Origin of the sequence: Halarcobacter sp., from assembly GCF_963676935.1 — a bacterium.
Taxonomy (GTDB): Bacteria; Campylobacterota; Campylobacteria; order Campylobacterales; family Arcobacteraceae; genus Halarcobacter.
Genome location: NZ_OY781470.1, coordinates 2,222,835 through 2,243,815, shown reverse-complemented (window position 1 = coordinate 2,243,815; position 20,981 = coordinate 2,222,835). Strand labels below are relative to the sequence as shown.

The 20,981-nt window shown below is 26.0% G+C and carries 19 protein-coding genes; 16 read left to right on the top strand and 3 right to left on the bottom strand.

Annotated features, from left to right (window positions below; all coding sequences use genetic code 11):
* Positions 1-132: 132 nt before the first annotated feature.
* The 15 genes from ACKU4C_RS10990 to folE all read left to right on the top strand — a co-directional run bounded on the left by ACKU4C_RS10990 (position 133) and on the right by folE (position 15,989).
* Complete coding sequence (locus ACKU4C_RS10990; RefSeq protein ID WP_321311932.1) at positions 133-5,211, top strand: FG-GAP-like repeat-containing protein; 5,079 nt, start codon at positions 133-135, stop codon at positions 5,209-5,211.
* Position 5,212: 1 nt separating this feature from the next.
* Entirely contained in the window at positions 5,213-5,359 is a 147-nt protein-coding gene (locus tag ACKU4C_RS10985; protein WP_321311930.1) for a hypothetical protein, read from the top strand.
* A complete protein-coding gene (locus tag ACKU4C_RS10980; protein ID WP_321311928.1) occupies positions 5,346-5,561 on the top strand; it encodes a hypothetical protein in 216 nt (71 codons plus the stop codon). Before ACKU4C_RS10985 ends, ACKU4C_RS10980 begins: the two co-directional genes overlap by 14 nt.
* A 344-nt stretch (positions 5,562-5,905) precedes the next feature.
* Entirely contained in the window at positions 5,906-6,814 is a 909-nt protein-coding gene (locus tag ACKU4C_RS10975) for a hypothetical protein (RefSeq protein ID WP_321311926.1), read from the top strand.
* Positions 6,807-7,106, top strand: coding sequence for a hypothetical protein (locus ACKU4C_RS10970; protein ID WP_321311924.1), 300 nt, complete (start codon positions 6,807-6,809; stop codon positions 7,104-7,106). The genes ACKU4C_RS10975 and ACKU4C_RS10970 overlap by 8 nt, the downstream gene beginning before the upstream one ends.
* 97 nt (positions 7,107-7,203) lie before the next feature.
* The gene (locus ACKU4C_RS10965; RefSeq protein WP_321311922.1) at positions 7,204-7,515 is read left to right on the top strand and encodes a hypothetical protein; all 312 of its coding nucleotides are present in this window, start codon (positions 7,204-7,206) and stop codon (positions 7,513-7,515) included.
* A 192-nt stretch (positions 7,516-7,707) separates the two neighbouring features.
* Positions 7,708-8,301 (top strand): hypothetical protein, encoded by a 594-nt coding sequence (locus ACKU4C_RS10960; protein WP_321311920.1) that lies wholly within the window; start codon positions 7,708-7,710, stop codon positions 8,299-8,301.
* Positions 8,302-8,520: 219 nt separating this feature from the next.
* Positions 8,521-8,826, top strand: coding sequence for a hypothetical protein (locus ACKU4C_RS10955; protein ID WP_321311918.1), 306 nt, complete (start codon positions 8,521-8,523; stop codon positions 8,824-8,826).
* A 157-nt stretch (positions 8,827-8,983) separates the two neighbouring features.
* The gene (locus tag ACKU4C_RS10950; RefSeq protein WP_321311917.1) at positions 8,984-10,483 is read left to right on the top strand and encodes a YifB family Mg chelatase-like AAA ATPase; all 1,500 of its coding nucleotides are present in this window, start codon (positions 8,984-8,986) and stop codon (positions 10,481-10,483) included.
* Positions 10,484-10,533: 50 nt separating this feature from the next.
* A complete protein-coding gene (era, locus tag ACKU4C_RS10945) occupies positions 10,534-11,418 on the top strand; it encodes a GTPase Era (RefSeq protein ID WP_321311916.1) in 885 nt (294 codons plus the stop codon).
* An 86-nt stretch (positions 11,419-11,504) separates the two neighbouring features.
* A complete protein-coding gene (locus tag ACKU4C_RS10940) occupies positions 11,505-12,293 on the top strand; it encodes a hypothetical protein (protein WP_321311914.1) in 789 nt (262 codons plus the stop codon).
* Complete coding sequence (locus ACKU4C_RS10935; protein WP_321311912.1) at positions 12,265-12,909, top strand: hypothetical protein; 645 nt, start codon at positions 12,265-12,267, stop codon at positions 12,907-12,909. The genes ACKU4C_RS10940 and ACKU4C_RS10935 overlap by 29 nt, the downstream gene beginning before the upstream one ends.
* The gene (locus ACKU4C_RS10930; RefSeq protein WP_321311910.1) at positions 12,896-14,242 is read left to right on the top strand and encodes a GspE/PulE family protein; all 1,347 of its coding nucleotides are present in this window, start codon (positions 12,896-12,898) and stop codon (positions 14,240-14,242) included. Before ACKU4C_RS10935 ends, ACKU4C_RS10930 begins: the two co-directional genes overlap by 14 nt.
* A complete protein-coding gene (locus tag ACKU4C_RS10925; protein WP_321311908.1) occupies positions 14,235-15,404 on the top strand; it encodes a type II secretion system F family protein in 1,170 nt (389 codons plus the stop codon). Before ACKU4C_RS10930 ends, ACKU4C_RS10925 begins: the two co-directional genes overlap by 8 nt.
* 12 nt (positions 15,405-15,416) lie before the next feature.
* On the top strand, positions 15,417-15,989 hold the full coding sequence (gene folE / locus ACKU4C_RS10920) for a GTP cyclohydrolase I FolE (RefSeq protein ID WP_321311906.1): 573 nt from the start codon (positions 15,417-15,419) through the stop codon (positions 15,987-15,989).
* Between the two features lie 14 nt (positions 15,990-16,003).
* Here folE and ACKU4C_RS10915 read toward each other — a convergent pair whose 3' ends face one another.
* From ACKU4C_RS10915 to ACKU4C_RS10905, 3 genes are read right to left on the bottom strand one after another with little or no spacing between them, the layout of a single operon-like run.
* Entirely contained in the window at positions 16,004-17,308 is a 1,305-nt protein-coding gene (locus tag ACKU4C_RS10915) for a PAS domain-containing sensor histidine kinase (RefSeq protein ID WP_321311904.1), read from the bottom strand.
* Between the two features lie 44 nt (positions 17,309-17,352).
* Positions 17,353-18,705 (bottom strand): magnesium transporter, encoded by a 1,353-nt coding sequence (mgtE, locus tag ACKU4C_RS10910; protein ID WP_321311902.1) that lies wholly within the window; start codon positions 18,703-18,705, stop codon positions 17,353-17,355.
* On the bottom strand, positions 18,705-19,898 hold the full coding sequence (locus ACKU4C_RS10905; protein WP_321311900.1) for a peptidoglycan DD-metalloendopeptidase family protein: 1,194 nt from the start codon (positions 19,896-19,898) through the stop codon (positions 18,705-18,707). Before ACKU4C_RS10905 ends, mgtE begins: the two co-directional genes overlap by 1 nt.
* Positions 19,899-19,979: 81 nt before the next feature.
* Here ACKU4C_RS10905 and ACKU4C_RS10900 point away from each other — a divergent pair, with 81 nt between their 5' ends.
* Positions 19,980-20,939, top strand: a complete 960-nt coding sequence (locus ACKU4C_RS10900) for a L,D-transpeptidase family protein (RefSeq protein WP_321311898.1) — start codon at positions 19,980-19,982, stop codon at positions 20,937-20,939.
* The last annotated feature ends 42 nt before the right edge of the window (positions 20,940-20,981 follow it).

Sequence of the window (20,981 nt, the reverse complement as noted above, 5' to 3'; positions counted from 1 at the left end):
AATGGACAAAAACTTCTTTTAGAAAATAAAAATAATTCTTATGGATCTAATACAAATTATAAAACTGAGATTGATTTTTATTCAAAAATTGTAAAAGATAGTTCAGGTTGGACAGTATATAAAAATAATGATTTGATTTATGAATTGGGAAAAACTAATGATTCAAAAGATTTAGATGTATTATATCGATTAAATAGGATAAAAGATAGATATAACAATGAAATAAATTATAAATATGATACAACTACCAAAGCTTTATTACAAATCTCATATTCAAATAATATAATTGATTTTATATATGAAAATAGATCTGACAAAAGAAAATTTTATAATCAAGGTATTGAAATAAATTTATCTAAAAGGTTAAAGAAAATTTCTATTAAAACAAATAATATAGAGATATCTTCTTATACTTTAGCTTATAATACAATTAATGAACAATCTTTTTTAAAATCCATTACTGAAACTAGAAAATATAAAACATTAAAGCCAATTTTATTTAACTGGAATTATAAGTTATCAACAGGGCGTGAAAGTGCAAAGAATTATTACTCTGTAGCAGGTGATTTTTATAATGATTGGAAAGTTATTACAAGAGATATGAATGGTGATGGTTTAATTGATATAGTTAGAACGTATAGTGGAACTTTAGGACATAGAATATTGGTTTCTTTAAATACTGGTAATGGCTTTGAAGCCGAGAAAAGTTGGTATTCTAATGCTTTTTATTTTTTATCTCTTTGGAAAATAAGTATAAAAGATATGAATGGCGATGGCTTACCAGATTATGTTTTAACTTACGATCAAGTAGGTTATAAAATAAATGTTGCATTAAATAAAGGTAATGGTTTTGATACTTCAAAACTTTGGTACAATCAGGCAAATTCATTAGCTGAAGGTGAGAATATTTATACTCAAGATATGAATGGGGATGGTTTAGTTGATGTTGTAAAAACTTATAAAGGTACTTTAGGTCATAAATTAGATGTTGCTTTAAATACCTCAAATATAGGTAATAAATTTGAAAATTTTAAATCTTGGTATAAAAATACATCATCAAGCTTATCTCAATGGGATATTTATGTAAAAGACGTAAACAATGACGGTTTAGCAGATTTAGTAACAAAATATAAAGGTAATAATATAAATATTGGACTAAATACAGGTACTAAATTTTCCCCTTTAAAAAGTTGGTATCAAAATGCAAACCTATTATATTCATATTATAATATTGATTTAAAAGATATAAATGGTGATGGTTTAATGGATCTTGTACAATCTTACAGTGGATTTAATGGACAGGTAATTAATGTTGGAATAAATAAAGGAAATTTTTTTTCAAATCCGAAAGTATGGTTAAGTGCTTCAAATCTATTAGTGTATAAACTTTATCCAGAGGATATGGATGGAGATGGTTTAGCAGATCTTGTTCAAGTTTTAGAAAATAAAATAAGTGGCTATAAGTTAAATGTTGCAAAAAATAATGGAATTCTTCCTACTCTAAATCATATCACTAATAATAAAAATGAAGATATAAATATTTCATATTCAAAATTATTGAATAATGCAATATATTCATCTACAAACAGTTTAACATATCCAAATCTTTCTATAAAAAAAGCAGGACTTAAAGTTGTAAAAAACTATACAATACTAGATGGAATTGGAGGGCTTAATAAAACAAGTTTCACATATAAGAATCTAGGCTTAAATATAGAGAGAAGTTCCTTGGGATTTGAAGAAATAATTAAATTAGATGAAACAAAAAATATGAAAGTTATAGAAAAATATAGCCAAGCTTTTCCTTATATTGGTGCATTAAATTCTAGTAAGACTTATATAAATAATAAAATGGTTTCAGAAAATGAATTTACTTTTAATAAAAAAATAAATTCTAATATTTATCAAATATATTTATCGAAAGCAAAAAAAGTTATATTTGATTATGCTACAAGTAATCGACTAACCACAAAGACTATTACAAATTCAAATATTGATAAATATGGTAATATAGGAGTTAAAACAACTGTTATAGATGGGAATAACAGTGAAATTATTAAAAGAATAGAAACAAAATCATACTCAAATAATGAATCAAAATGGCTGATTTCAAAATTAACTAATTTATCTACAAGATATGAAGCTACAGGGCGTGCATCTATAACAAAGACATTAAGCTATTTGTATGATCCTTATACTGGAAAGTTGTTAAAAGAAACAGAAGAACCAAATAATCAAAAATCAATAAGTACAGTTTATGCATATGATACAAAAGGCAATATAATATCAAAGACCATTACAGATAATAATATTGATATAACAACATCCTTTAAATATGATTCATTGGGAAAAAATCTAACAAAAGTGATCAATGTTTTAGATCATAGTGAAAGTTATACTTATAATAATAGAAATCAAATAATTTCAACAACAAATGTAAATGGACTTTCAACGTTATTTGAATATGACGTAATGAATAGAAAAATAAAAGAAACAAGTCCTGATGGTAATTATATTACATGGGACTATCAATGGACAAGTAGTGGTTATAAAGTTACAAAGAAATTAAATGATAGATTTCCAGAAGTTAAATATTATGACAAATTAGGAAGAATTATAAGAGAAGATTATGTAGGTTTTGATGGTAGAACAATTATAAAAGAAATAGAGTATGATAAAAGAGGGAATAAAAAAAGAATTACTACTCCATATTTTGATAATGAAACTCCTAAATATATATATTATAGTTATGATGCTTTAGATAGATTGATAAAAACTAACTCTCCTGCTCCTCATAATACAAGAGTTATTGATACTATTCAATATCTTGGGTTTAAAAAAATTGAAACCAATGATAAAGGACAAGTTAAAACAACAAGAATGAATTCTTTAGGAGATATAAACTATGTAAATGATAATGATACAAGTTCAATATCTTATGAATATGATGCAGTAGGAAATTTATTAAAAACAATTGATTCAAATAACAACATAATATCTATAGAATATGATATTTTTGGAAACAAAATAAAACAAAATGATCCAGACTTAGGCGTTTGGACTTATGATTACAATGCATTTAAACAAGTAGTTTCACAAACTGATGCAAAAGGTCAAACTACAACATTTGTTTATGATAAATTAGGGAGAGTTTTAACTAAAACAACTCCAGAAGGAAAAATAAGCTTTGGATATGATACGGGGAATAATGCTATTGGTAAAATTGTAGAGGAAAGAAGTTCAGGTTCTTTGAAAATTTATACTTATGATAACTTGGAGAGACTTTCTTCCATAACAACTAAAGTAGACTTAGATAATATTTATACACAAAAATATTCTTATGATTCTTTAGGAAGGTTAGAAAAAACAGTTGAACCTAATAATGTAGAAATAAATAACCATTATAATGTAAATGGTTACTTAGAATCAGTAACAACTCCAAAAGAGAATATAGAATTGTCAGAACATGTAGAAATATATAATTCCAATGAGGTATATTTTTATAAAGTTTTAGAACAAAATAGTTTGGGGATAACAACTTCATATCTATCAGGTAATGGACTTATAACAACAGCACAATATGATGAAAGTGGAATAGTTTATAATATGAAAACTATAGATGCACAAAATCAAAATATAAGAAATCTATCCTTTGAATATGATAGTTTAAATAATGTTACAAGAAGAGTAGATAGTAAGTTAAATGTTGAGCATAATTATATTTATGATTCATTAAATAGATTAAACTATGTAAGTATAGATAAAAAAGATAGTTCTTCTATAATCTCATATCAATATGATAGTTTAGGAAATATGACTTATAAATCAGATTTAGGAACATATGAGTATAGCTCTTCAAAACCCCATGCAGTAACAAAAATAGGAGGTAAGAGTTTTACTTATGATGCAAATGGTAATATGATAAATAGCAATGGAAAGACTATTACATATAATTCATTTAATAAGCCAACAAAAATACAAACTTCAAATAAAGCAGTGATGTTTTTCTATGATGGAAGTGAAAATAGATATAAAAAAGTATCATCAGATGAGATAGTACACTACTTAGGTAAAACATATGAAAAGAATATTTATTCAAATGGTATAACAGTAGATAAATATTTTATATATGCAGAAGGTAAACTAGTATCAATATTTACAAAAAGAGATAATCAATATGATATAAATTTTTTATATTATGATAATTTAGGTTCAATAGATACTATAACAAACTCAATAGGAGAGGTTTTAGAAAGAAGAGCATATAAACCCTTTGGAGAACAATTAAGTTTAGATAAATTTGGTAATGAAATAGAATCAAACTTCAATATAACAAATAGAGGCTTTATAGGACATGAGTTAATACAAGAAGTTAACCTTGTACATATGAATGGAAGAATATATGATCCAACAATTGCTAGATTTATTTCAGCAGACCCAACTATTCCTTATGTTTTTGATAGTCAAAGTTTTAATAGATATTCTTATACAATGAATAATCCATTAAAATATATTGATTTGAATGGATTTCATCCTGATAGTATAAATAGTCCAGAAAATACTTATGGAGATAAAGGACATGGAAAAGAGAATATAGGCTCGGGAAATAATGGAGATGGTGGAGATGATAATTGGCAAAAAGCATCTTATTATGATTCAAATAATAATATAATAGGTGAAATTTCATATAATTCAACTACTGCAGATTATTCTGTAAAACTTAATAATGGCGCTACTTTTGGAGATGTTGGTGGTACTGTTTTTGCAGGAGATGGGAAAGGAAATTTTGTAGGTAATTATAATAATGGGGAAAGTACATTTGGAGTAAAAGCAAACGGTGATTTTGATGTAATAGAAAAAGGTATATTGCATAGAAAAAGAACAGGAACAATTTTTGGGATTGATTATAAAATAGAGTTTAAAGCTGATTTAGCAGCACAAGCAAATGCCTTAAGATATGGTGCAAAAACTCTAGATTTATTAGGTACTTTTATGTTATCAAACCCAGCAACTAGCTTATACGGTACAGCAACTTTGGGATTAGGTTTATTAGCAAATGGTATTGCTGAATATTTTGATCCGACATCACTATCAAAGTCAGTAAGAAACTCTTTACTTGATATTATGTCACATAATATACCAGGAGGAATAGGAGCTACTTTTGCAGTAGAGACATATAATGTAACATTAGATTATTATGCAGGAGATTAATATGGTAGAATATGTAATAGGAATTGTTTTAGTTTGTATAGGATTTATTATCCCTCCTTTAGATGGGGTTGAATATATTCTTATATTTATAGGTGGATATCTTTTTTTTAAAAAGTTTAATAAGGATAATGGTTTTGGAAGAAAATGAAAATAAAAAATTTAATACAACTAAAATAAAAGGTATTATAGGTTTAATTATATTTATAGGAACATTGCTGTACATGAAAATAGATAAAATATATGGTTCAGATCCCTTTGACAATTACACAACAGGTTTTTTAATTCTATTGCCAATAGGAGTTTTTTCACTATGGTTAATGAACGATTGGGCAAAAACTTGGTTTAGATAAAAATTAAAAAATTCGGGACAACTGATAACCATAACCTTTGTTCTCGTTCCCAGCTTTAAGTTGGGAACGCATACTTAAATAAAAACAAACGATGTGCAATAAATCTAGCACTTCATATGAAACCCAATATTTACATTATGACAATTTAGGAGTAGTCACAAAGATTAGCTTTAGACAAATTTGGAGATGATTTTGAAGAAGATTTAGCTATTAATAGAGGATTTACAGGACATGAGCATATAGATGACTTTGATTTAATGCATAGAAGAAAAAAATACTAAATGTCTCTTTTTTAACTTCGCGTGGTAGGGGTTTAGGATCCTAATATTGGTAGATTTGTTTCTATGGAACCGAATATACCTCATGTTTTTGATAGTCAAAGTTTTAATAGATATTCTTATACAATGAATAATCCATTAAAATATATTGATTTGAATGGATTTCATCCTGATAGTATAAATAGTCCAGAAAATACTTATGGAGATAAAGGACATGGAAAAGAGAATATAGGCTCGGGGAATAATGGAGATGGTGGAGGGGATTGGTACTCAAAATCAGTAGCTGTAGCAAAAAAGAAATATTTTGAAAGTATAGGAAAATATTTTGGTTCTGTGGCTGAAATGAATGCAAGAATAGCTGCAGGAGCATTTGAATCTGGAATGTCCTATGCTGATTATTCAAATTTGTTGTGGAATATTTCTATAAATGAAAATTTCTCAAAGGATATGTCGATTCTTATGAGTGTTTATAATAATATTGATGAAAATTTAAAAGCATTTTCTTTATCTGAAATACTTGGTGATGCTGAGAATAGGTTGGCTTTTGCACCTATTGCAATGCTAGTAGGAGCTTCAATAAATGTAGCTATTGAAGTTTATAGAAATGGATGGCAATGGGATAGAGTTGGTATTGCAGCACTTACTGGGGCATTACCTGGTGCATCAGTAACGCGATTAGGTGGAATTATGCTTGGAGGTATATCTAATGGAATTTATAACACATATGACCAACTTGATAAGAAAGGTACTGTTAATGAAAAAAAAGTATTAGGAGCTATTGCATTTGGTACAGGTGGGGCTATAACTGGTGGTACAATAGGTAAAAGTTTTGGAAATATATTAAAAAATCCAACTGAGAGGTATCTAAATAATACTGTTTTTAAAGGATTAGCATATAAGAATTCTAGAAAATTCACTAGAGAAGGATCTATTCTAGGAGCTATAACTGCGGGAGGTATCTCTAATTATGAATAAAATAATAATATTTTCAAGTAATGCTGAACTACTAACTTATTCATTGTTTTTTTGGATATTTTTTTTAGTAGCCATATTTTATTGTCCTTACATGATGTTCAGAAGTTATAAGTATGCTAAAAAATATGGATGGAAAAATAAAAATATTGAAAGTAAAGATTTTATGGATGGGAATCCATTATCAGAATTTATTTCAAGTACTCTAGCTTTTGTATGTGGATTAATATATTTTATATATTTTGATGAATTATTCATATATTTTGATTCAGTCATAGAATTTTTAAATAAATAAAAAATTTAGCTCGTTTGTCTTAAATTAGTTAGTTTGTATCATTATATCAACATTCAAAAAAGTAGTTTAGTTAAAGGTATTCATTCCCAAGTAAAACTTGTGTATAGCCAAGAGAGATAGTTTATATTCTGGAGACCCATATGAGAGTGGGGATGATGGTTTAAACAATAATTATAATTTAAATTCTATGGCTTCTCAATATCCAGGAATAGAATCTGGGTTGTTAGGTCCTATCGATTTTGTAATTGGTGCTGCAATTGCTATTCCTGCTAAATATTTAGGGTTAGTTACTAAAACTAGTCCTAAAATTGTAAAATCATTTCAATCAAGAAGAGCTGCTTTAAGAGCAGCTAAAAGAGATAGAGGACTACCAACTAGTCAAACGCATATTTCTCATAAAAAAATATAGCATCAACAAAAAACAAAGAAGCTTTAAATGCTGATAAAACAGAAATTGGTTATTCTTTTAAAAATAAAGGGCAACATGAAATTCAAGAACATACTAAAGGACATAAGTATAATGATGGTTCAGTGTATAATAAATCACATTTTCACAACGGTACAAAAGAAAAAATAGGGAAAAAAAGTTATGGAACACATTATGAATACTAAATTTAATTTAGAAGAGATACCTAGTTTAAAAAATAATTATAAGTATAATATACAGGGTTTAGAAGTAAATGATTTAAATGATGATTATTCTGTTAATATGCTTTCAAATTTTGAAAGATTACAAATTCAAGATTTATTTGAATTCATTAAGTACAAAGATATTTATTGTTTTTTGCACCTACCATATTGGCAAGAATCCAATAGAATAGTTAAATTTTATAAACTTAAAAAATATATACAGAAAAAAGAAGATAAAGAATTTGATTTTATATTAGAAAGTGAAATTGAAAATTCAAACTCTTTGTTATACTCTGGAATATTAAAAGTTACAAATGAAAACATTAGTGAATTACTAGATTTAATTGAAATTTGGAAAAGTGGTATTTTATTTTCTTCAAATGCAAGTGATTTTACAGATTTAATTTCATCATTAAACAATGTTTTAAAAAGGAATATGGAGTATAATAAAAGTAATAAAGCAGATATTATTAATTGTCTAATTTCTTATGATAATAATATTTCAATTATTTATCCTGAATGGTGGGATGAATATTATATAAATATATTAAATTTGAATAAATAAAATTAAGAAAATTAGAAAAATTAGGGTCAATAAATAACGATAACCTAGAAATTCTGATATAAAGAAAAAGTAAAAAACTATTTGATAATGTTTGCTGATTATTTATTTAATAGATATTTAAATAATACTATATTTAGAGGAAGGGCATTTAAAAATTCTAAAACATATAAGAAAGTGGGAGAAGTTTTATAACGTATTGTTGGGGGAGTAATTTAAACAATGAGTAATTTATTAGAGTTTACAAATATAGAATTTATATTATATTCTTTCTTTTATTTGATATTTTTTTTATCATTTTTATTCTATTTTCCATATTTAATTTATAAAAGTTATGTCTTTGCTAAAAAGTATGGTTGGAGAAATAAAAATATAAAAGAAAAAGATTTTCTTGATGAAACTCCATTAACAGAATTTATTGCAAGTGTTATAGCAATGATATGTGGGTTTTATATTTTTATTTGGGAAAATGGCTTTCTTAAATTTATTGATTCAGCAATACAATTTCTAGATATTGGGAGCAGGTGATAAAATAAAGGGGCAGGCAACTTTATTGAATTTCTTAAGTAATTTAAATCTACCTTTTTTCATTATCCTTAATAAAACTATGCCAATTATTATGTAGGAAAATCAATATATTAATACAACTTAATATATAATATAAAAAATTATATTAAGTGATGATATGAAAATTATAAAATCTGCAACTTTAAATGAGTTAGAAGTTAGTGAAGTTTTTGTTGAAGCAACATTTACTAAAGGTTTACCGAGTTTTACAATTGTTGGTATGGTTTCTACGGCTATAAATGAGTCAAAAGATAGAGTGAAGTCTGCGTTACTTACAAATGAATATAAGTTTCCACCAAAAAAAGTGACTGTTAATTTAGCTCCAAGTGAGATTAAAAAAACAGGTACTCACTTTGATTTATCTATTGCTTTATTAATCTCACTTTATGAAGAGAAAATAAAAGGCTTAGAGCAGTTTCATGTATTTGGAGAGTTGTCATTAAATGGGATTATAAAAGATAGTATCTCAATTTTTCCCATAATACTTTCCTTGGCTAAAAAAAGTATGATACAAAAGGTTTTAGTTTGTGAGGATAGTGCAAAAAAGATATCAAAAATACCAAATATAAAAATCTATTGTGTAAAAAATCTATTAGAAGCAATTGAGTTCTTTAAAAGTGAAGATAAGAGTAGATTTTTATATAAAAAACAATCTCTTGAATATAATAAATTAAAAATCAGAGACAAAGACTACTATTTTACAACAGAATATGAACAAGATTTTTTAGATATAAAAGGTCAAGAATATGCAAAAAGAGCTGCACTGATCTGCGCAGCAGGTAATCATAATATCATTTTAGAAGGAAGTCCTGGCTGTGGTAAAACTATGATAGCCAGACGTTTACCGTTTATTATGCCACCTATGAGTTTAGAGGAGATATTAGAGGTTGCCAAGCTTGAGGCCTTGAATCTAAAAGAGCCATCTTTTAAACCCCTTCGAATACAGCGAGCTCCCCACTGTACAAGTACAAAAGCATCGATACTAGGAGGAAATAGTTTAGGGGAGGTTGCCCTAGCAAACAATGGTTCGCTTTTCTTTGATGAATTACCACACTTTAGTCAATCTATCTTAGAAGCATTAAGAGAGCCTTTACAAGATCATAAGCTACTTGTCAGTCGTTCAAATTCAAAAATTATATATGACACAAAGTTTTTATTTATAGCTGCTATGAATCCTTGTCCTTGTGGTAATCTATTATTAAAAGAGAATAACTGTAGATGCAACGAATTAGAGATAAAAAGATACAAATCAAAACTTTCAGAGCCTTTCTTAGACAGGATTGATTTATATGTAATTATGAATGAATCAAATATAAATGATAAAAGCTCAATCAATTCAAGAAAAATGCACAATGATGTAATCGAAGCTTTTAAGATACAAAAGCTAAGGGGACAAAAAGAGTTAAATGGGAAGTTATCAGATGAAGATATAAAAAAGTATTGTGTTTTGGATGATCACTCAAAAGAGGTTTTAGAAAAAGCATCAATAAATTTTAATTTATCTTTTAGAAGTATAAATAAGATACTAAAAGTATCAAGAACAATTGCTGATTTAGATGGTTCAGAAAATATAAAATATAGACATTTGCTTGAGGCTTTGAGTTATAGAAGAAGATAAGTAGCTAGATTTTGATATAATAGTTTCTCAAAATAATTAGAAGGAAATTGATGAGTAAATGTGGATATGTTTCAGTTGTAGGTAGACCAAATGCAGGTAAGAGTTCATTATTAAATTGGTTAGTAGGTGAAAAGATTGCTATGGTTTCACATAAAGCTAATGCAACAAGAAAAAGATCAAATATCATTGTTATGCACAATGATGACCAAATTGTATTTGTAGATACTCCAGGACTACATGAAACAGAAAAACTTTTAAATCAGTTTATGTTAGACGAGGCTTTAAAAGCTATTGGTGATTGTGATTTGATTTTATTTTTAGCACCAGTAACAGATAAACTTACACATTATGAAAGTTTTTTAGAAAAAAATAAAAAAAATACAAAACATATTTTACTTTTAACAAAAATAGATAATGTTACAAACAATGAAGTTTTAGAAAAGATAAATGAATATGAAAAATATTCACAAAATTACGAAGCAATAATTCCTATATCAATTAAAAAACAAACTACCCATGCAGATATATTAGATGATGTTGTAAAGTATTTACCAGAACATCCATATCTTTTTGACCCAGAGATTATGACAACTGAGCATTTAAGAGATATCTTTAAAGAGTTTATTAGAGAATCTATTTTTGAAAATATTAGTGATGAAATCCCTTATGAAACTGATGTATTAATTAATAAAGTTGAAGAGAAAAAAGATATTGATGTAATAAAAGCAACTATTATTGTTCAAAAAGGTACACAAAAAGGGATGATAATAGGTAAAGGTGCAACAGCTATTAAAAGAATTGGAAAAGATGCAAGGCTAAAAATAGAAAAATTAACAGGAAGAAAGTGTTATTTAGAGCTGTTTGTATCTATTAAAAAAGGGTGGACTAAAAACAAACAAGGACTAAAAGAGTTAGGTTACGACGTAACTTTTTAATAAATAATAAAAAAATACACTTACTTAAACTATTTAAAATATAATTAATAATAAAATACCTTATTAGTAAAAATAAGGTGTTTATTATGGAATTATTAGAGATAAACTCCACCGAAAAAATTTTAGAAAATCAGGTAAAAAACTTTTTGCATACAAACTTAAAGTTAAAAGGTATAAAATTTTCTAGAAAAACTAGATATATCTACTCTTATGTTGAATCTTTATGTTTATATCAAATTATACTTTTTGAAGATGAGATTCCAGAATTTTTGTTTTTTAAAACTTCAAAAAAAAATGAAATATATCTATATAAAGATTATGCCGTCGTTTATAAGAATATGCAATTTTACTATTGTCAAAAGTTAGAAAATGCAATATCTATAAATGAAGTTATTAATTTTTTGCAAAAAAGTTTAAACTTAAATAATGTATATGTTATTGAAGATATTAGAATTGATAAAAACAAAAACTTAACTATACATAAGCCAATAAAATCAAATATATTAAAATACTTTTTAGGTTACTTTATTATTCTTATCTCTATTTTTTATTTTTATGAATTTAATACTTATAATAAAAATTCTGATTTAAAAGATATAATCACAAATACAAAAAATATTAAAGATGAGATTAAGTTTACTAGTATAAGTAAACTTGTTGAAGAACTGTTTGACCTTGCAAATAAAAATAAAGTAAACATCATGTCAGTTATTTTAAAAAATGCAAAACTAGATTTAAAATTGGAATCAAAAAGAAAAGATGCTATTTATAGTTTTTTTAATAGTATAAAAAAAGAGAGCTTAGAGGATATTACTTTTGATACAGAGAGTAAAAGGTTTATAGGTAATGTCACTATTAAAATTGATAGAAGATAAGTTTGAATCTTTATCTTTAAGATTAAAAATAGAGATATTTCTTTTTCCTTTAATTATAATTTTACTAATAAGCTATCTATTTTATGAAAATAAAAATGAATCTAAAAATATAGTTAAACTAGATAGAAATATAATAAATGTTAAGATGAAAGCTTCTTATTTAACTCTTTTAAAACAAATAGAAAAATTCTCATCACAAAACAATATCACAATTAATTTTATAAAAAGAGATAATAGTAATATAAAATTAGTACTTAGTTCAAGTCCCAAAAATTTATTTGTATTTTTAGATTTTGTTGAAAGATTTAATAACTTCTCAAAAATTGAAACTATGGATCTATCTCAAAACAAATTGTCTTTAGATATAAGTTTCAAAAAGTTTTACCAAAAAACTCCTTATAAAGCATCTAAAAATACAGATTTAAAAGTAAAAAAACAAAGTAGATTTATTCTAAATGCTATTGTAGATAATGAAGTTTTAATAAACAATGTTTGGATAAAAAAAGATGATTTTTTGGATGGATATAAGTTAGTTGAAATATTTGAAAACAAAGTGTTTCTAAAAAAGGATGATAAGAAAATTTTTCTAAAGTTACATAAAGATGAAAAAATTTGATTTTATAATTGATTATAGTTTTTTAAATAATTATGATATAAATACATTAAAAGAGAATCTTATCATTCCTTTGAAAAAAGAGGGTATATATTTTGATTGTTTGTATTGTGATAAATCAAATTTGGAGTTTTTAAAAGATACTAGTATTATAAGAAAAAAGTTAATTTTAAAAGAAGATATCTTATTTTTCTTAAGTGACATAGAAACAAGAAAGAAATTATTTAGTTTGTCTTTAAACTCAATATCAAAAGAGAATAGTAAAAGTGATTCTATAAAAGACTTTTTAATAATTTTATTAAAAAGTGCAATAGAATCTAGGTCAAGTGATATACATATTGAAAGTTTGGAAAAAACAACTAACATTAGGTTTAGAATAGATGGAAATCTAAAAATATTTTATACCTTTCATAAAAGTTTTTTAAGAGTTATTAGTTCATACATTAAAATGGTTTCAAAGCTTGATATCACACAAAACAGACTACCTTTAGATGGTTCATTTTCTATGAATTTTGAAAATAAAAAAATAGATTTTCGTGTTTCAACTATGCCTACAATATATGGTGAATCAATTGTAATAAGAGTTTTAAATAATACTTCAATGGCAAAAGATATCAAAAACTTAGGTTTTTCAGAATATATTTATAAAAAAATAAAAGAATCACTTTGTTTAACAAGTGGGTTAATATTAGTTGCAGGACCAACAGGGAGTGGTAAAAGTACAACACTATATTCAATATTAAATGAATTAAATCAAGAAAACAAAAAAATTATTACAGTGGAAGATCCAGTTGAATACAAAATAAAATATATACAACAAGTTGAGATTAATGAACCATTGGGAATAGATTTTAAAACTATTCTTAGAAATATTTTAAGACAAGACCCAGACATAATACTTATAGGTGAGATTAGAGATAAAACCTCTTTAGATTTAGCTTTACAAGCATCTTTAACTGGTCATTTAGTTTTTGCATCTATTCACGCAAATGATACTTTGGAAACTATTACTAGATTAAAAGATTTAGAAGCAAATGAATATCTACTTTGTTCTTCATTAAAGTATATATATTCACAAAGGTTGGTATTAAAAGTATGTAAAGAGTGCAATAAGAAAGGTTGTAGTAAATGCAACTATACCGGTTTTTATGGAAGATGTACAATTGCTGAGATATTAAAAGTAGAAAAAGAGATATTTTCATATATCTTAGATAATAAAAATATTGAGAACTATTTAGAAAAAATAGATTTTAAATCGATGATAAAAGATGGTGAAGATAAAGTAAAAGAAAATATAACTACATTAGATGAAGTCTATAAGGTTATAAATGTTTGAGCACAAATATATAATTACCTATCAAGAAGAGGGGGAAATAAAAGCAAAAAAAGTATTAGAAAATGTATTGCATAGTGACTCTTTACCAAATAATATAATCTCAATTAAGAAGTTGAATTTTAGTTTTGATTTAACTCCTACAATTAGTGAAAAAGATATAAAAAATAGATTGTATGAGTTAGACTTGATGTTATCTTCAAATATACTTTTAGATGAAGCTTTGAATATTTTGATTAAAAATGAAAAAAAGCAAGTAATAAAAAACTTTTTGAAAGATTTAAAAGAGGTTTTTTGCAGTTACGGTGATCTAAACTTGTATCTAAAAAAGTATAAGATTAATCCTTTAGTTAAATCCTTGTTTACTATAATTCAAGAGAGTGGAAACTCTATTTCAAATATAAAATTTTTAAGTCATACAATAAAAGAAAATTATGAGATAAAAAAAGAGTTTCTTAAAACTATGCTTTATCCTATAATATTGTTAATAACTTTTGTTTTATCTCTTATTGGGATATTTAATTTTGTTGTCCCAAATTTTGAATCTATTTTATTAAATTCGAATATCCAATTATCGTTTGCAACAAAAACTCTTTTTTTGTTAAGAGATGTTTTTTTTAAAAATATTTTAGAGTTTTTACTTTTTATAGTTTTATCTATATATTTGGTTTTTAAAGTTTATTCTAAAAATAAATCTTTGAGAAAAGTACTTGATAAAATTTTACTTTTTAATAAGTTATATGAAGTGAAACAATTGCATCTATTTTTCGTAGTTTTTGAAATTTTATTAAAAAACAATTTTGACTTAATTTATTCCATAAATAAAGCAAAAATTTTAATAAAAAATCAAATTCTTTTAGATAGAATTACTCAAATAGAATATCTATTGAAAAAAGGGAAAAGTGTTAGGTTTTCTTTCGAGTCATCAAATTTATTTGATGATGTTATATTAAGTTTAATTGAAACTGGTGAAGTTACTAATACTTTACCTAAAGTGATTAGTGAAATAAAAAATATTTACAAAAAAAGATTTGATGATAATTTAAAGATTTTTTCACTTTTAATAGAACCTCTATTTTTTATAATCATAATGGCACTAATCTTATGGCTTGTTTTTGCTATATTTGTTCCATTGTGGGATATGAATGATATGATTAAGGTTTAAAGAGGATAATAAATGAGTACTGAGATGGATTTTGAAAATTCTGTAAAAAATATATTAGAGTATATTGGTGAAGACGTTGATAGAGAAGGTCTTATAAAAACTCCAAGTAGAGTTAGAAAAGCTTTTGAGTTTATGTGTGGTGGTTATAAGCAAGACCCAAAAGAGATAATTAACTCAGCACTTTTTACAAGTTCAAATGATGAAATGGTTGTTATAAAAGATATTGAATTTTATTCAATGTGTGAGCATCATATGTTGCCAATAATAGGAAAAGCACATATTGCATATATTCCTGATGGAAAAGTGGTTGGATTATCAAAAATCCCTAGAGTTGTTGATGTATTTGCAAGAAGATTACAAATTCAAGAGCAGATGACAGAGCAGATTTGTGATGCACTTCATGAAGCTTTAAATCCCAAAGGTGTTGCAGTAATGATTGATGCAAGACATATGTGTATGGAGATGAGAGGTGTTGAAAAAATTTGTTCGACAACTGTAACTTCTGCACTTAGAGGATTATTTAAAAAAGAGAAAAAAACAAAAGATGAGTTTCTTTCAATTGTAGCTCAATCTTTGCATAAATAAATATAAAATGTTTACTAAATAGTAGAAAGAGGTAAGCTTATAGTAAAAACAGCTCCTGTATAGGTTTTATTATTATAAGTAAACATTTTATTATCTACCCAAATTTTGCCACCCATATGTTTTGTAATCATCTCTTGAGACATATAAAGTCCCATACCTGTTCCTACACTTTGATGTTTTGTAGTAAAATATGGTTCAAATACTTTATTTAAAATTTTTGTAGGAATGCCACCTGCTGTATCTTTTATTTGTATTATTAGATTATATTCATTATTGTAAGTTTCAATAAATATAATTTTATCAGTTGTTTGATTTTTATTAAAACTATCTTTTGAATTATTGAAAATATTAATCATAACTTGCAAAAGAGCATTGCTGTAATTATAGATTTTAAACTCTTTTATATCAGTGATGAAATTAATAGAATCTTTTTCAAAACTATTTCCTATCACTTGTAAACTTTTGTTGTAGATATCATTTATATAAAAATGAGTCTTTTTTTGATCAGGTTTAAAAAAACCTCTAAAATCTTCAATTGTTTTAGATAAGTATTGAGCCGAATTATTAATAATTTCCATCGTATTATCAATATCTTTATATGAAGTTTGTCCTAAGTCATTTTGTAGTCTCAAAGCAGTTGAAACAGTAGATATTGAAGATAAGGGCTGTCTCCATTGGTGAGAAATATTTTGTAAGATTTCATCCATTGCTGACATTTTTAATTCTTGCATTAAAAGTTTGTTTTCTTTCTCTTTTTTTGTTACATCTGTAACTGTTGTTATAATTGTTTTTTTATTATTAATATTTCTAAATGGAGATGTTTTAAAGTTTAGAGTTATTCTTTCGCCATTTTTTTTATTAATTTCAAACTCTCCACTTTCATGTGTTTTATTTTTTGAATAAAGTGATTTAATAGCTTTTTGTACTATTTTAGTGTTTTCTCCAAATATTTTTGTTGCAATTTTTTCAATTGTATTTATATCTTCTAAACTAAATCCAGTTAGCTTTTTAAAACTTTTATTTATCAGTAATACTTTTCCCTCTTCATTAAATACAATAATAGCTATTGGTGTTTTATCAAGTAAGTCTTCTAAGTTTTCAAGATTTTCTCTATAGTTTTTTAAAATATATAGTGTAAAAAAATATATAAGAGGAGTAACTAAAATTAAATATAACCATTCATCATTTTTTAATAGGAAATCTTGATACTCTTTATTCCTAACTAAGAATTCTATAGTAGCATCAAAAAAAATAAAAAAAAGAAAAGTAAATATGAAATATATTAATGATAAAAAAAATGCAAATTTTTTGTCTTTCAAATTCTAACCTTTAGTTAGAATAATTATATCATTTATTAAATAAATTACAAAAGAATTATTTTTGCAAGCATAAGAAAACTGAAAAAACCAACAATATCTGTAACTGTAGTTAGAAGTACTGTACTCCCTATTGCTGGGTCTATCTCCATTTTTTTTAGTAGTAGTGGTATTGAAGCTCCAAAAAAACCTGCACTAAAAAGATTTATTATCATGGAAAGGGCAATTACTAATCCTAATAAAGCTGTACTAAACCAAAGCCAAGCTATAAGACCAATTACAATTGCAAAAATAAACCCATTTGCCAAGGATATAAAAACTTCTTTTTTTATTGCATCTTTACTATTATCAAAATCAATCTCACCAAGAGCTAACTGTCTTACCATAACGGCTAATGTCTGAGTTCCTGCATTTCCACCCATAGATGCAACTATTGGCATTAAAATAGCCAATGCAACATAAGCTTCAATTGTTTTATCAAAAAGTCCAATAACAAGTGAGGCTAAAATAGCAGTTGCCAGATTTAGAAAAAGCCAAAATGCTCTTTTTTTAGCTGTTGTTAGAAGATTGTCTTCATGCTCAAAATCATCATCAACCCCTGCTAATTGGTACATTTGTTCAGTTGCATTTTCTTCAATTACATCTAAGATATCATCACTTGTAATTCTACCTACTAAAACCTCATGATAACCCACAACAGGCACAACATTTAGGTCATATTTTTCAACAAGTTTTGCAACTTCATCAATATGGTCTTTATCATGAACAACAAAAGGTTTAAATTTTATCTCATCATGTTCTTCTAATAACTCTTCGTATGTTTTATTAAAATCAAAAATTATCAAATCTTCTAAAAGAATTGAAGCAATAAGTTTTTTATCTTCATTTATTACATAAACTTGATGAATATTTTCAAGTTCATCTGTCTCTTTCCCTTGACGTAATCTATTAATTGAATCTTGTATTGTTTCATTTAATTTTGCAGAAAAAAGCTCAGTTTGCATATATGAACCAGCTTCATCCTCATGGTATCTTTTTAGCCAGTTAATCTCATGCTTATCTTCTTCTTCAAGACTTTCTATAATCTCATTGGCTTTTTCTTCATTAAATTCTTCAATCTCTTGAATAATATCTGTAGCATCATCGGAATCAAGTTCATCAACTACATCAGATAGTCTTTGTGAAGTTAGATGTTCATATACATCATCCCTTAAGTTATCGGGAAGTTCAAGAATAACTTCCCCAAGAATTTCATCTGGAATCTCTTTTAGAACATAAAAGAAATCATCTTCAGATTCATTTTCTATTTTTTTTAAAGAGTATGCTATATCACTTGGATGAAGCTCATTTAGATTCTCTAAAAGCTCATGTGGATTTTTTATAGCATTCTCAATTGGCATCAAATCTCCTTAGGAATCAAACTACTTGTTGAAGCCATTCTATCTAATTTTGTAGCTTCTCTTCTATTTTCATCAGCTACAACTGCATTTAGTTTTTCAATAGTAATTTTTGCATTAGCAATAAATGTACGTTTTGCTTTCCCTTTTAATACAATTTTTTCTGGTTTCTTAATTATTTTTAGTGGGTTTAGAGCTCTACCGTTTCTATAAACACCAAGGTGTAAATGTGGACCAGAACTTAATCCTGTACTTCCAACATAACCAATTAATTCACCCCTTTTTACCCATCTTCCTCTTTTTATACCACTTCTAAATCTACTTTGATGGGCATACAATGTTTTATATCCATTTGGGTGTCTTATGATAATAGTATTTCCATATCCACCTCTTCTTCCTACAAACTCAACTCTTCCTTCTCCAGCAGCATAAATTTTTCTACCTCTTGGTGCTGCAAAGTCTGTACCAAGGTGAGCTCTATATCTTTTTAAAACAGGATGCCATCTTTTTTTAGTAAAAACACTTGATATTCTTGAATAAGAAAGAGGTATTTTGAAAAAATAGATTTTTGTAAAAGCTTTTCCAGTTTGATCATAGTATTTGTCGTTGTCATCATTTTTAAATCTATAATATTTTTTCCCTGCAACTTCAATCATTGCTGCTTTTATTTCTGGTTGTCCAAAAGGTTTTCCTAATAACTCTTTTTGTGTATATTCAATAGCGACAAAATCACCTTTTTGCATCCTTCTAAAGTTAACAGAAGCTTTAAATATTGATTTTAAATGAGCAGCTAGTGCAGCATTTCCAGTTGCTTGTTGCAATTCATTTGATACAGATGTCATAATTGGTATAGCTATTGTTTCTGTATATTCTCTATAACTAATAGGTAGAGTTTCAAATTTATATGTATCATCTACGTCTTTATATACATGAAGTTGTATCTCTTCCGATATAGGGATTAATACTTGATTAAGAGTACCATCTTCATTTTCCATTAAATAGAAATATCTATCGGCAGTTATCTCTGAACATAACTCTTTATCCTCTTTTTCTAAATCAAAATATAAACTTTGAGGAATTGAATATTTATCTAAAAAAGTTAAAAATGTTTCACCCATTGGCCATTTAGCCTCTTTAACTTCAGTAGAAAACAGTGATGTGATTATTAAAAAAAATGCGAGAATTATTTTAAACATAGACCTTCTTTATTAAAAAATTAGAAGCATTATTATACAATTGCCCAACTAAATAAAATATAAATTTTTAAGGGTTTTTTTGTGAAAAAAACATTACTGTTTCTAATATTAATTATAAATGTGCTAGCAGCTGATTTAGTAGATGTGTATAGAAGTGAAGGCTTAGAAGCCGTTAAAGAAGAGCTTGAAAAAGAGCTAATGAAAAAAGAGTATTGGCAAAAGTATTTAGCAGATAAAAGAGTCGACTATGGTTATTATGAGTCAAAGAAATATTTAATATTAACTCAAAAAAGAAGAAAAGAGATTACACTTTTTGAGGTAAATAAAAATAGTTATAATATACTTTTTAAAGATAGTGTTATAGTTGGTGAAAAAGACGGAGATAAACAGGATGAAGGGGATTTGAGAACTCCAATTGGTGTTTATGATTTAACAAATAAGCTAACAAAGCTTGATGATTTTTATGGTCCATTAGCATTAGTTACTTCTTATCCAAATACCTTTGATAAGATACGAAATAAAAAGGGTTCAGGTATTTGGATTCATGGTATGCCTTTAAATGAAGAAAGGGAAAGTTTTACAAAAGGGTGTATAGCTTTAGATAATCCAAAATTAGAAGAGTTAGATAAAAGTATCGATTATGATAAGTCTATTTTATTGATTAGTGAAACGGTACCTAGAAAAGCATCTAGAAATGAGATAAGTGTTATTTTGTCTTCGATATATAAATGGAGAGATGCTTGGAAAAAATCTGACTTGGAAGAGTATTTAAGATTTTATTCTGATTCATTTAAAAGACATGATGGAATGGATTTAGAAAGATTTAGAAATTATAAAGAACGTATTTTTTCAAAAAAAGAGAAAAAAACAATTTTGTTTTCTAATATAAATATTGTACCTTATCCAAACGCTTTAAATAAGAACATGTTTAAAGTTATTATGGATGAAGATTATAAAACAAAATATTATACTTTTGTAGGAAAAAAAGAGCTATATATTGAAGTAAAAGATAATCAAATAAAAATCTTAGCTGAGGGTTAAAATTAAGCTTAAGAGCTTTTTGGATATAATCGCAAAACTTTA

What these genes read in the sequence shown, in the direction of transcription:
- ACKU4C_RS10925 (WP_321311908.1), top strand. Translation starts at nt 14,235, where the DNA reads ATGTTTGAGCACAAATATATAATTACCTATCAAGAAGAGGGGGAAATA.
- mgtE (WP_321311902.1), bottom strand. Translation starts at nt 18,705, where the DNA reads ATGCCAATTGAGAATGCTATAAAAAATCCACATGAGCTTTTAGAGAAT.
- ACKU4C_RS10975 (WP_321311926.1), top strand. Translation starts at nt 5,906, where the DNA reads ATGGAACCGAATATACCTCATGTTTTTGATAGTCAAAGTTTTAATAGA.
- folE (WP_321311906.1), top strand. Translation starts at nt 15,417, where the DNA reads ATGAGTACTGAGATGGATTTTGAAAATTCTGTAAAAAATATATTAGAG.
- ACKU4C_RS10905 (WP_321311900.1), bottom strand. Translation starts at nt 19,898, where the DNA reads ATGTTTAAAATAATTCTCGCATTTTTTTTAATAATCACATCACTGTTT.
- ACKU4C_RS10950 (WP_321311917.1), top strand. Translation starts at nt 8,984, where the DNA reads ATGAAAATTATAAAATCTGCAACTTTAAATGAGTTAGAAGTTAGTGAA.
- ACKU4C_RS10985 (WP_321311930.1), top strand. Translation starts at nt 5,213, where the DNA reads ATGGTAGAATATGTAATAGGAATTGTTTTAGTTTGTATAGGATTTATT.
- ACKU4C_RS10935 (WP_321311912.1), top strand. Translation starts at nt 12,265, where the DNA reads ATGTCACTATTAAAATTGATAGAAGATAAGTTTGAATCTTTATCTTTA.
- ACKU4C_RS10955 (WP_321311918.1), top strand. Translation starts at nt 8,521, where the DNA reads ATGAGTAATTTATTAGAGTTTACAAATATAGAATTTATATTATATTCT.
- era (WP_321311916.1), top strand. Translation starts at nt 10,534, where the DNA reads ATGAGTAAATGTGGATATGTTTCAGTTGTAGGTAGACCAAATGCAGGT.
- ACKU4C_RS10940 (WP_321311914.1), top strand. Translation starts at nt 11,505, where the DNA reads ATGGAATTATTAGAGATAAACTCCACCGAAAAAATTTTAGAAAATCAG.
- ACKU4C_RS10970 (WP_321311924.1), top strand. Translation starts at nt 6,807, where the DNA reads ATGAATAAAATAATAATATTTTCAAGTAATGCTGAACTACTAACTTAT.
- ACKU4C_RS10930 (WP_321311910.1), top strand. Translation starts at nt 12,896, where the DNA reads ATGAAAAAATTTGATTTTATAATTGATTATAGTTTTTTAAATAATTAT.
- ACKU4C_RS10960 (WP_321311920.1), top strand. Translation starts at nt 7,708, where the DNA reads ATGAATACTAAATTTAATTTAGAAGAGATACCTAGTTTAAAAAATAAT.